Below are 12,674 nucleotides of genomic sequence, written 5' to 3'. Positions count from 1 at the left end.
GAGAAATTCGAATTTTCGGCGAATGTTGTCTTCACAGTATAACCAGATTGCTTGGGGTTATATGGTCAAGTGAAGAAGCGCATACGGTGGATGCCTTGGCAGTCAGAGGCGATGAAAGACGTGGTAGCCTGCGAAAAGCTTCGGGGAGTCGGCAAACAGACTTTGATCCGGAGATGTCTGAATGGGGGAACCCAGCCATCATAAGATGGTTATCTTACGCTGAATACATAGGCGTAAGAGGCGAACCAGGGGAACTGAAACATCTAAGTACCCTGAGGAAAAGAAATCAACCGAGATTCCCTTAGTAGTGGCGAGCGAACGGGGACTAGCCCTTAAGTGGCTTTGAGATTAGCGGAACGCTCTGGAAAGTGCGGCCATAGTGGGTGATAGCCCTGTACGCGAAAATCTCTTAGTCATGAAATCGAGTAGGACGGAGCACGAGAAACTTTGTCTGAATATGGGGGGACCATCCTCCAAGGCTAAATACTACTGACTGACCGATAGTGAACTAGTACCGTGAGGGAAAGGCGAAAAGAACCCCGGAGAGGGGAGTGAAATAGATCCTGAAACCGTATGCGTACAAGCAGTGGGAGCCCACTTTGTTGGGTGACTGCGTACCTTTTGTATAATGGGTCAGCGACTTATTTTCAGTGGCGAGCTTAACCGAATAGGGGAGGCGTAGCGAAAGCGAGTCTTAATAGGGCGTCTAGTCGCTGGGAATAGACCCGAAACCGGGCGATCTATCCATGGGCAGGTTGAAGGTTGGGTAACACTAACTGGAGGACCGAACCGACTACCGTTGAAAAGTTAGCGGATGACCTGTGGATCGGAGTGAAAGGCTAATCAAGCTCGGAGATAGCTGGTTCTCCTCGAAAGCTATTTAGGTAGCGCCTCATGTATCACTGTAGGGGGTAGAGCACTGTTTCGGCTAGGGGGTCATCCCGACTTACCAAACCGATGCAAACTCCGAATACCTACAAGTGCCGAGCATGGGAGACACACGGCGGGTGCTAACGTCCGTCGTGAAAAGGGAAACAACCCAGACCGTCAGCTAAGGTCCCAAAGTTATGGTTAAGTGGGAAACGATGTGGGAAGGCTTAGACAGCTAGGAGGTTGGCTTAGAAGCAGCCACCCTTTAAAGAAAGCGTAATAGCTCACTAGTCGAGTCGGCCTGCGCGGAAGATGTAACGGGGCTCAAACCATACACCGAAGCTACGGGTATCACGTAAGTGATGCGGTAGAGGAGCGTTCTGTAAGCCTGTGAAGGTGAGTTGAGAAGCTTGCTGGAGGTATCAGAAGTGCGAATGCTGACATGAGTAACGACAATGGGTGTGAAAAACACCCACGCCGAAAGACCAAGGTTTCCTGCGCAACGTTAATCGACGCAGGGTTAGTCGGTCCCTAAGGCGAGGCTGAAAAGCGTAGTCGATGGAAAACAGGTTAATATTCCTGTACTTCTGGTTATTGCGATGGAGGGACGGAGAAGGCTAGGCCAGCTTGGCGTTGGTTGTCCAAGTTTAAGGTGGTAGGCTGGAATCTTAGGTAAATCCGGGATTCTAAGGCCGAGAGCTGATGACGAGTCATCTTTTAGATGACGAAGTGGTTGATGCCATGCTTCCAAGAAAAGCTTCTAAGCTTCAGGTAACCAGGAACCGTACCCCAAACCGACACAGGTGGTTGGGTAGAGAATACCAAGGCGCTTGAGAGAACTCGGGTGAAGGAACTAGGCAAAATGGCACCGTAACTTCGGGAGAAGGTGCGCCGGTGAGGGTGAAGGACTTGCTCCGTAAGCTCATGCCGGTCGAAGATACCAGGCCGCTGCGACTGTTTATTAAAAACACAGCACTCTGCAAACACGAAAGTGGACGTATAGGGTGTGACGCCTGCCCGGTGCCGGAAGGTTAATTGATGGGGTTAGCTAACGCGAAGCTCTTGATCGAAGCCCCGGTAAACGGCGGCCGTAACTATAACGGTCCTAAGGTAGCGAAATTCCTTGTCGGGTAAGTTCCGACCTGCACGAATGGCGTAACGATGGCGGCGCTGTCTCCACCCGAGACTCAGTGAAATTGAAATCGCTGTGAAGATGCAGTGTATCCGCGGCTAGACGGAAAGACCCCGTGAACCTTTACTATAGCTTTGCACTGGACTTTGAATTTGCTTGTGTAGGATAGGTGGGAGGCTTTGAAGCGTGGACGCCAGTCTGCGTGGAGCCAACCTTGAAATACCACCCTGGCAACTTTGAGGTTCTAACTCAGGTCCGTTATCCGGATCGAGGACAGTGTATGGTGGGTAGTTTGACTGGGGCGGTCTCCTCCTAAAGAGTAACGGAGGAGTACGAAGGTGCGCTCAGACCGGTCGGAAATCGGTCGTAGAGTATAAAGGCAAAAGCGCGCTTGACTGCGAGACAGACACGTCGAGCAGGTACGAAAGTAGGTCTTAGTGATCCGGTGGTTCTGTATGGAAGGGCCATCGCTCAACGGATAAAAGGTACTCCGGGGATAACAGGCTGATACCGCCCAAGAGTTCATATCGACGGCGGTGTTTGGCACCTCGATGTCGGCTCATCACATCCTGGGGCTGAAGCCGGTCCCAAGGGTATGGCTGTTCGCCATTTAAAGTGGTACGCGAGCTGGGTTTAGAACGTCGTGAGACAGTTCGGTCCCTATCTGCCGTGGACGTTTGAGATTTGAGAGGGGCTGCTCCTAGTACGAGAGGACCGGAGTGGACGAACCTCTGGTGTTCCGGTTGTCACGCCAGTGGCATTGCCGGGTAGCTATGTTCGGAATAGATAACCGCTGAAAGCATCTAAGCGGGAAACTAGCCTCAAGATGAGATCTCACTGGAACCTTGAGTTCCCTGAAGGGCCGTCGAAGACTACGACGTTGATAGGTTGGGTGTGTAAGCGCTGTGAGGCGTTGAGCTAACCAATACTAATTGCCCGTGAGGCTTGACCATATAACACCCAAGCAATTTGACTACTCTAACGAGCATCAGATTGCGGTGTGTGAAGACGAGATGAACCGAAAGTTCGACGCTCACAAGACACCGATTGCTGTCACATACCCAATTTGCTGAAGCGAGGCCATCAGGTCACGACTCAGTACCCGAATTTCTTGACGACCATAGAGCATTGGAACCACCTGATCCCATCCCGAACTCAGCAGTGAAACGATGCATCGCCGATGGTAGTGTGGGGTTTCCCCATGTGAGAGTAGGTCATCGTCAAGATTAAATTCCGAAACCCCAATTGCGAAAGCAGTTGGGGTTTTGTTTTGGGCGCTTGAAAAGTATCAAGGCGCTCATGGCAATGGTCTTCAGTGCTAAAGTCCAAGCCTCGATTTTTGCTTTTCCAAGGAAACCGTTATGCCGGGTGCGACGTCCCTCAGCGCAGGATTCATGGTGGTTCACGGTAACCGCCTGGACGAGTTGCGCAGCCTGGTAGTCAGCTGGATGCGTCGTTATCCCCTGGCGCCCCTGGAAAATGAAATTGCTCTGGTCCAAAGCAATGGCATCGCCCAATGGCTCAAGCTTGCCCTGGCCGAAGATCCGCAGGAAGACGACATGGGGGGCTGTGGCATCGCCGCGGCAATCGATGTGCAATTGCCCGGCAGTTTCATGTGGCAGCTCTATCGCATGGTGCTGGGTCGTGACGAAATCCCCCCCAAGTCTCTGCTGGATAAGGCCCCGCTGACATGGCGACTCATGCGTCTGCTCCCGGAGCTTATCGATCAGCCCCATTTCGAGCCGTTGCAACGCTTCCTGACCCACGACACCGACCTGCGCAAACGCTACCAGCTTGCCGAGCGGCTGGCCGACTTGTTCGACCAATACCAAGTGTATCGCGCCGATTGGCTGGAAGACTGGGCGGCGGGGCGCCATCAATTACGCAACGGCCGTGGCGAATCCAAACCCCTCAACCCCGCCAACTGCTGGCAGGCTGAATTATGGCGCGCGTTGCTGCTCGACGTAGGGGAGCAGGGCATGGCCGAGAGCCGTGCCGGCGTTCATCAGCGGTTTATCGAACGCATCAACACACTCGAGCAAGCGCCGCCCGGCTTGCCTTCCCGCGTGATTGTTTTCGGCATTTCATCGCTGCCCGCCCAGGCGCTCGAAGCACTGGCGGGCCTGGCTCGTTTCACCCAAGTGTTGCTGTGCGTGCACAACCCTTGCCGCCATCATTGGTCGGACATCGTGGCCGACAAAGACCTGCTGCGTAACGAATACAAGCGCCAGGCGCGCAAAGCGGGCATGCCCGTCACCATTGATCCTCACACCTTGCACCAGCACGCTCACCCGCTGCTCGCCGCCTGGGGCAAGCAGGGGCGTGACTACATCAGCCTGTTGGACAGTTATGACGACCCCAACAGCTACCGCGCCGCCTTCCGTGATGGTCGTATCGACTTGTTCAGCGAGAGCCAACCCACCACGCTGCTCAACCAGCTTCAGGACGACATCCTGGAGTTGCGCCCACTCGATGAAACCCGTGAGTTCTGGCCGGCGGTCGACCTCACACGCGACGCATCCATTCGCTTTCACATCGCCCACAGCGCCCAACGCGAAGTGGAGATTCTCCACGACCAATTACTCCAACGTTTCAGCGCCGACCCCACGTTGCGCCCTCGGGACATCATCGTCATGGTCCCCGACGTCGACAGCTATGCACCGCACATTCGCGCGGTGTTCGGTCAACTGGAAAGAAACGACCCACGCTTTATTCCGTTCACCCTGACAGACCAGGGGCAACGTGGTCGTGACCCGCTGTTGATCGCGGTCGAGCACTTGCTCAAACTCCCCGACAGCCGTTTCCCTGTCAGCGAAATTCTCGACCTGTTGGATGTGCCGGCCCTGCGCGAACGTTTCGCCATCAATGAGCGCGACCTGCCTACACTGCATCGCTGGATTGAAGGCGCGGGCATCCGCTGGGGTCTCAACGCCGAACAGCGTGCGGGCCTGGGGTTGCCCGCAGAACTTGAGCAGAACAGCTGGCGATTCGGCCTGCGGCGGATGCTGCTGGGCTACGCCGTCGGCACGGGTGTGGCGTGCGAAGGCATCGAGCCCTACGACGAGATCGGTGGGCTTGATGCGGCGCTGATTGGTCCACTGGTCGCCTTGCTCGATGCCTTGAATGACGCGCACCAGACGCTGTCGCAACCCGCACCTCCCCACGTGTGGGGCGAGCGTCTGCAACGCTTGATGCAACTGTTTTTCCTGCCCGGCAGCGAGCACGATGATTACCTGCTTGGCCAGCTTGAACAGTTAAGAGAGACGTGGCTGGAAACCTGTGAATCCGTCGGCCTGCAGGATGAATTACCGCTCACCGTGGTCCGTGAGGCCTGGTTGGCCGGGCTCGACCAGGGCCGCCTGTCCCAGCGCTTCCTGGCGGGCGCGGTCAATTTTTGTACCTTGATGCCCATGCGCGCGATCCCGTTCAAGCTGGTCTGCCTGCTCGGCATGAATGATGGCGACTACCCGCGTGCCCAGCCGCCACTGGACTTTGACCTGATGGGCAGCGACTACCGTCCCGGCGATCGTTCACGCCGTGAAGACGATCGCTACCTGCTGCTCGAAGCCCTGCTGTCCGCGCGCGACCAGCTCTACATCAGCTGGGTCGGCCGCAGCATCCGCGACAACAGCGATCGCCCGGCCTCGGTGCTGATCGGCCAACTGCGCGACCACCTCGCCAGTGGCTGGCATAACGCCCAAAGCGCCGAACCCCTGATCGACGCAATGACCCAGGAACACCCGCTCCAACCGTTCAGCGCCCGCTACTTCCATGAAGGCGACCCGCTGTTCAGTTACGCTCGCGAATGGCAGTTGCTGCATGAGGCCCCAGCCGCACTGGTGCACGACCACGCGCTGGCACCGCACCACCAGGAAGAGCCCCTGAGCCTCGGCCAGTTACAGGATTTCCTGCGCAATCCGGTCAAACATTTCTTCAGCCAGCGTCTGAAAGTGTTCTTTGAAGCCGCCGAAGTACCGCTGGCCGACGAAGAACCCTTCGTGCTCGACGCACTGCAACGCTACACCCTCAGCGACAGTCTGCTCAACGCAGCACTGGCCCGGCCCGACCAGCTTGATCAGGCGCTCAACGCCCAAGCCTTGCGCCTGCAAGGCAGTGGCCTGCTGCCGATGGTCGGCTTCGGCGAATGCCTGCGCAACGAGCTGATCGAGCCATTGCCGGACCTGTTGCAGCGCTATCAGCACCTGCTGGCGCTCTGGCCAACCCCACACATTGGCGCGCAACCGATCAGTTTCGCGTACCAGGGCATTCAGCTCGAAGGCTGGATCAGCGGCCTGCACCGGCGCGGTGACGGCGGTTTGTTAAGCGTGACCACCATCCCCAACAGCATCGGCTCGATCAAGACGCGCAAGTGGCACCGCCTGATCCGCCCCTGGGTCAATCATGTGGTCGCCTGTGCCTGTGGCGTGCCGTTGAGCACCGGCCTGGTAGCCAGTGACGACACCTTGCTGCTGGCCCCGTTGGACACTGCCACCGCTCAGAGCCTCCTCGGTGACTTGCTGCTTGCCTGGCACATCGGCATGAGCAAACCGCTGCCCGTCGCGGTAAAGACCGCCTTTGCCTGGCTCGGCCAGACCGATCCGGCCAAAGCTCACGCCGCTGCCAGCAAAGCCTACGAGGGCGACGGTATCACCACCGATGGCGAACGCCGCGAAACGCCTGCGCTCACTCGCCAGTTCCCCAACTACGCCACGCTGGTCGCCAGCGAAGAGTTCGAAGGCTGGTGCGAAACCTTGTATCGCCCCCTGCTCAACACCCCCTGGCGCTCACTGTCCAGCGAGGAGGCCGGCGCATGACCAGTAAACCCCTGGCCCTGGCCTTTCCGCTCAAAGGCAGCCAGCTGATTGAAGCCAGCGCCGGCACCGGCAAAACTTTCACGATTTCGGCCCTGTACCTGCGGCTGGTGCTCGGCAACGGTGGCGATGAGTCCGGTTTCGGCCGTGAACTGCTACCGCCGCAAATCCTCGTGGTGACCTTCACCGACGCCGCCACCAAGGAGCTGCGTGAACGTATCCGTATCCGTCTGGCGGAGGCCGCGCGGTTTTTCCGCGACGAAATCGAGCAGCCCGACGCCTTGATCGCTGACCTGCGTCACCAATACCCCAGTGAACAATGGCCCGCCTGCGCCAATCGGCTGGACATCGCCGCGCAGTGGATGGACGAGGCAGCCGTCTCGACGATTCACAGTTGGTGCCAGCGCATGCTGCGCGAACACGCGTTCGACAGCGGCAGCCTGTTTACCCAGACCCTGGAAACCGACCACAGCGACTTGCTCGGTGAAGTGCTGCGCGACTACTGGCGCCTGTTCTGCTACCCGATGCATGACGATGCGCTCAACTGGGTGCGCAACAACTGGGGCGGCCCGGCCGCGTTGATGCCACGGGTGCGCGCGCTGTTCGGCAGTGAGCGGCCGGCCGAAGACAGCCGCGAGCCCGCAGAGATAATCGCTGCCTGCCTGCAAGAGCGTCGCGAGGCACTGACCAACATCAAGGCACCCTGGCAACAATGGGCCGTCGAGTTGCGTGATCTGTGCCTGCAAGCCGTGGCCGCCAAAGCGGTCGATGGACGCAAAATGCAGGCGCGTTATTTCGAGCCCTGGTTTGAAAAAATCAGTGCCTGGGCCGCCGATGAAACCCTGGAACAACTGGATATTGGCACCGGCTTTACCCGGCTGACTCCCGAGGGTATGGCCGAAGCCTGGAAAGGCGAGCCGCCACGGCATCCCGGCATCGACGCGATGGCCGGTCTGAAAGCGGCCCTTGACGCACTGCCCACCCCGGACGCCGCGGTGTTGCAACACGCCGCCGCCTGGGTGGGCAAGCGCTTCGAAGAAGAGAAGCGGCGTCGCGCTGAAATGGGCTTCGACGACATGCTGATCCGCCTCAACGCCGCGCTCCAGGCCGACGGCGGCGAGCGCCTGGCCAGCGTGATCCGCGAGCAATTCCCGGTGGCCTTGATCGATGAATTCCAGGACACCGACCCGGTGCAATACAGCATCTTCGACAGCATTTACCGTATCGAAGAAAACCACCTGGACAGCGGCCTGTTCCTGATCGGCGACCCCAAACAGGCGATCTACGCCTTCCGGGGCGCGGACATCTACACCTACCTGCGCGCTCGGCAATCTACCACCGGTCGCCACCACACGTTGGGCACCAACTTCCGCTCCAGCCACGCGATGGTCGAAGCGGTAAACCACCTGTTCCAGCGCGCGGAAACCGGCCGCGGCGCGTTCCTGTTTCGTGAGCCCGACGGCCATAATCCGGTGCCGTTCCATTCGGTGCTGTCCCAAGGCCGCAAAGAACAGCTGCAGGTCGACGGCCAGACGCTGCCGGCAATGAACCTTTGGCATTTAGCCACCGACCAACCGATTTCCAATGTGCTGTATCGCCAGCAACTGGCGGCTGCTTGCGCCACGCAGATCGTCGAATTGCTTAACGGTGGGCAGCAGGGCAGCGCAGGCTTTGCCAGAGACGACACGTTCAAAGGCGTGCTGCCGTCAGACATCGCCATCCTCGTGCGAGACGGCAAGGAAGCCCAGGCCGTGCGCGCCGAGTTGGCGGCACGGGGCGTGCGCAGCGTGTACCTGTCGGACAAGGACTCGGTCTTCGCCGCCCAGGAAGCCCACGATCTGCTGGCCTGGCTCAAGGCCTGCGCCGAGCCGGACGTCGAGCGCCCGCTGCGCGCGGCCCTGGCCTGTGTCACCTTGAACCTGTCACTGACGGAACTGGAGCGTCTGAACCAGGATGAACTGGCGTGGGAAAGCCGCGTGATGCAGTTCCGGGGCTACCGCTCGATCTGGCGCTCCCAAGGCGTGCTGCCGATGCTGCGTCGCCTGCTGCATGACTTCAAGCTGCCGCAAAGCCTGATCGCCCGCAGCGATGGCGAACGTGTGCTGACCAACCTGCTGCACCTCAGTGAGCTGCTGCAACAGGCCGCGTCGGAACTGGACGGCGAACAGGCATTAATTCGCCATCTTGCCGAGCACCTGGCGCTGTCGGGCCAGGCCGGTGAAGAACAGATCCTGCGCCTGGAAAGTGACGAGCAATTGGTCAAGGTGGTGACGATCCACAAATCCAAGGGCCTGGAATACGACCTGGTGTTCCTGCCCTTCATCTGCTCGACCAAACCGGTGGACGGCACGCGCTTGCCGCTGCACTACCACGACGCGCAGGGCAAATCCCACGTCAGCCTGCGGCCCACGGCTGAGTTGATCGCCCAGGCCGATGATGAGCGCCTGGCCGAAGACCTGCGCTTGCTGTACGTCGCCTTGACCCGCGCCAAACACGCCTGCTGGCTGGGCATCGCCGACCTCAAACGCGGCAACAGCAGCAGCTCCGTGCTGCACCTGTCGGCGCTGGGCTATCTGCTGGGCGCCGGTGCGCCGCTGGGTGAGTCCGCCGGCCTGGCGCGCTGGTTGCTGGATGTGCAGCAGGGCTGCCCGGCCATCAGCTATGCCCAAGTGCCGCCAGCGCAAGACATCGTGTTCCACCCCCCGCGCAACGAAGCGACCTTGCGGGCTCCGCTGTTGCCCAAACGCAAGGCGGCGGAGAACTGGTGGATTGCGTCCTACAGCGCCTTGCGCATTGGCGACAGCATGAGCGCCGCCAGTCTCGAAGCGCCTGAAAGCCCGCAGGCGCAGAAACTGTTCGATGACGAACGCCTTGATCCCGACGCACCGCGCGAAGTGGTGGCGTCCGGCGGCGATATTCATCGATTCCCACGCGGTCCGAATCCAGGCACTTTCCTTCACGGCTTGTTGGAGTGGGCCGGTGAAGAAGCATTCAACGTCAGCCTCGAGGCCATTGAAAAAGCCGTCGGGGCGCGTTGCAATCGGCGCAATTGGGAAGGCTGGATCGTCACCCTCAGCGCCTGGCTTGACCACTTGCTGCACGCGCCGCTGCCTCTGTACGACGGCCGGGTCAGTCTCAGCGCGCTGACGCACTACCAGATCGAAATGGAATTCTGGTTCGCCAGCCATAAAGTCGACGTGCTCGCCCTCGACAAACTGGTGTGCCAGCACACCCACCGCGGCGTCTCACGCGTGGCGGCCGAACCGGTGTTGCTCAACGGCATGTTCAAAGGCTTTATCGACCTGACCTTCGAGCACGATGGCCGTTATTACGTGGCTGACTACAAATCCAACTGGCTCGGGCCTGACGATTCGGCCTACACCATGGACGCCATGGAACAGTCGATCCTCGAGCATCGGTACGACCTGCAATATGTACTTTACCTGCTGGCCCTGCATCGCCAACTCAAGGCGCGCCTGCCGGATTACGACTACGAACGCCACGTCGGCGGCGCCCTCTACCTGTTCCTGCGCGGAACGCAGTCGGTGACCCAGGGCGCGTACTTCACCCGGCCGCCGCGTGAGCTGATCGAAGGGCTGGACCTGTTGTTCCAGGGCAAGCCTGTCCCGCCAAAAGCCGAGCCCGCCTGGGAACAAGGAGTGCTGCTATGAGCCTGTCGCCGCTGCTGCTGGAGGAACTGTCGCCGCTCAGTCGCGCCGCCGACCTGGTGCAACTGCTGGAGCGCTGGGTCGACCGTGGCTGGTTGCGGGCCCTGGACAGAGCCTTCGTCGGCTTCCTGCACGAGCTTGATCCACAGGCCGATCCCCTGGTGCTGCTGGCGGCGGCATTGACCAGTCACCAATTGGGTCACGGCCATGTATGCCTCGACCTGTTCGAAACCCTGCAGGCGCCGGATTTTGCCCTGTCGCTGCCGCCCGAAGGCGACCTGCAGACCGGCGCGATGCTGCTGCCGTCGCAATTGCTCGAGGGGCTGGACGGCGCCCACTGGTGTCATGTCCTGGCCACCAGCCGTTTGGTCGCGCCGGCGTTCGATGACAGTGAGTCGGCGCGGAGCCGCCCGTTGGTGCTGTCCGGCACACGCCTCTATCTACGCCGCTATTGGGCTTATGAACGGCGCATCGACAGTGCCTTGCGCCTGCGGCTGGCCAGCCACGAAAGCGTCGCCGCCGATTTGCCGCAGCGCCTGAATGGTTTGTTCGATCAACCGGCGCCCGATGGCGTGATCGACTGGCAAAAACTCGCCTGTGCCCTGGCCACCCGGGGCGCATTCAGTATCGTCACCGGCGGCCCCGGCACCGGCAAGACCACCACCGTGGTGCGCCTGCTCGCGCTGTTGCAGGCGCCTGCCGTGGAGAGCGGCAATCCCCTGCGCATCCGCCTGGCCGCGCCCACCGGTAAAGCCGCCGCGCGTCTTACCGAATCCATCAGCCAGCAAGTGCTGTCGCTGAAAGTGCCCGACAGCGTGCGCGAAAAAATCCCCACCCAGGTCACCACGGTTCACCGGTTGCTGGGCAGCCGTCCGGGCACTCGGCACTTCCGTCACCACGTCGGCAACCCGTTACCGCTGGATGTGCTGGTGGTGGACGAAGCGTCGATGATCGATCTGGAAATGATGGCCAACCTGCTCGACGCTTTGCCGCCCCATGCTCGCCTGGTGCTGCTGGGTGACAAGGACCAGCTTGCGTCGGTGGAGGCGGGCGCGGTGCTCGGTGATCTGTGTCGCGATGCCGAGGCCGGCTGGTACAGCCCGGCCANCCCGCCAATGGCTGCAGGCGGTCAGCGCCGAAGACCTCGGCAACAGCGGCTTGCAGGAAGACCTCGACGGCAGTCATCCGCTGGCCCAGCAGGTGGTGATGCTGCGCTACTCGCGTCGCTTCGGCGAGGGCAGCGGCATCGGCCAGCTGGCGCGCTGGGTCAACCAGCAGAACGCTGAGCAAGCGCGCGCGCTGTTGGCCGCGCGCAGTCATGACGACTTGTTCTGTCTCAGCCTCAAGGGCGAGCATGATCACGCGCTTGAGCGCCTGGTGCTGGACGGGCAGGGCGAAGGTGCCCAGGGCTATCGCTATTACCTGAACCTGCTGCAGTCGGCGCGTCCTGCGCCGCAGACCCCGCGTGACGATCACGCCTGGACCCACTGGGCGCAACAACTGCTGCAAGCCTTCGACGCGTTCCAGTTGCTCTGCGCCGTACGCAAAGGTCCCTGGGGCGTCGAAGGGCTGAACCTGCGCATCACCGCCGCCCTGCGCAAGGTGCGGCTGATCGAGGGCGACGAGCAGTGGTATGAAGGGCGCCCGGTGCTGATGACCCGTAACGACTACGGCCTGGGCCTGATGAACGGGGATATCGGTATCGCCCTGAAATTGCCCGAGAGCGACGGCGGCGCTCAGGTGCTGCGCGTGGCTTTCCCGCGCAATGACGGCCAGGGTGGCGTGCGCTTCGTGCTGCCCAGCCGGCTCAACGATGTGGAAACCGTCTATGCCATGACCGTGCACAAATCCCAGGGGTCGGAGTTCACCCATACCGCGCTGATCCTGCCGGACGCGTTGAACCCGGTACTGACCAAAGAACTGATCTACACCGGTATCACCCGCGCCAAACGCTGGTTCAGCCTGATCGAACCCCGTGCCGGCGTCTTTGAAGAAGCCGTACGGCGCCGGGTCAAACGCTTGAGCGGGCTGATGCTGGAGCTGGACGCCACGCCCGAAGAAGCTGACTGAACGGTCATGCGATATTTTTGATTCAGATGTCTGATTTTTCTGAAAAAATACTCAGCACTTTGGAAAGCCTCGCGTCATGGGTTTTCCGCTGCTGTGCTATCGTTGCGGCATCACCATCGAATT

General features: G+C 60.3%; 2 protein-coding genes, 2 rRNA genes and 1 pseudogene. All 5 read left to right on the top strand.

What is annotated here, in order from left to right:
* Nucleotides 1-63: 63 nt before the first annotated feature.
* The 5 genes and pseudogenes from BFP93_RS14745 to recD all read left to right on the top strand — a co-directional run bounded on the left by BFP93_RS14745 (nt 64) and on the right by recD (nt 12,551).
* Nucleotides 64-2,955, top strand: a 23S ribosomal RNA gene (locus BFP93_RS14745).
* 157 nt (nt 2,956-3,112) lie between these two features.
* Nucleotides 3,113-3,228 (top strand): 5S ribosomal RNA (gene rrf, locus BFP93_RS14740).
* A gap of 135 nt (nt 3,229-3,363) precedes the next feature.
* Nucleotides 3,364-6,816 (top strand): exodeoxyribonuclease V subunit gamma, encoded by a 3,453-nt coding sequence (recC, locus tag BFP93_RS14735; RefSeq protein ID WP_065893675.1) that lies wholly within the window; start codon nt 3,364-3,366, stop codon nt 6,814-6,816.
* Nucleotides 6,813-10,484 (top strand): exodeoxyribonuclease V subunit beta, encoded by a 3,672-nt coding sequence (recB, locus tag BFP93_RS14730; protein ID WP_065893674.1) that lies wholly within the window; start codon nt 6,813-6,815, stop codon nt 10,482-10,484. Before recC ends, recB begins: the two co-directional genes overlap by 4 nt.
* Nucleotides 10,481-12,551, top strand: a pseudogene (recD, locus tag BFP93_RS14725) (exodeoxyribonuclease V subunit alpha). The gene recB and the pseudogene recD overlap by 4 nt, the downstream one beginning before the upstream one ends.
* The last annotated feature ends 123 nt before the right edge of the window (nt 12,552-12,674 follow it).

This window comes from Pseudomonas sp. 44 R 15 (genome assembly GCF_900004965.1).
GTDB classification, from domain to species: Bacteria; Pseudomonadota; Gammaproteobacteria; order Pseudomonadales; family Pseudomonadaceae; genus Aquipseudomonas; species Aquipseudomonas orientalis_A.
The sequence above is the reverse complement of the archived record's forward strand: the minus strand, read 5'-3'. Positions and strand labels throughout refer to the sequence as shown.

What these genes read in the sequence shown, in the direction of transcription:
- recC (WP_065893675.1), top strand. Translation starts at nt 3,364, where the DNA reads ATGCCGGGTGCGACGTCCCTCAGCGCAGGATTCATGGTGGTTCACGGT.
- recB (WP_065893674.1), top strand. Translation starts at nt 6,813, where the DNA reads ATGACCAGTAAACCCCTGGCCCTGGCCTTTCCGCTCAAAGGCAGCCAG.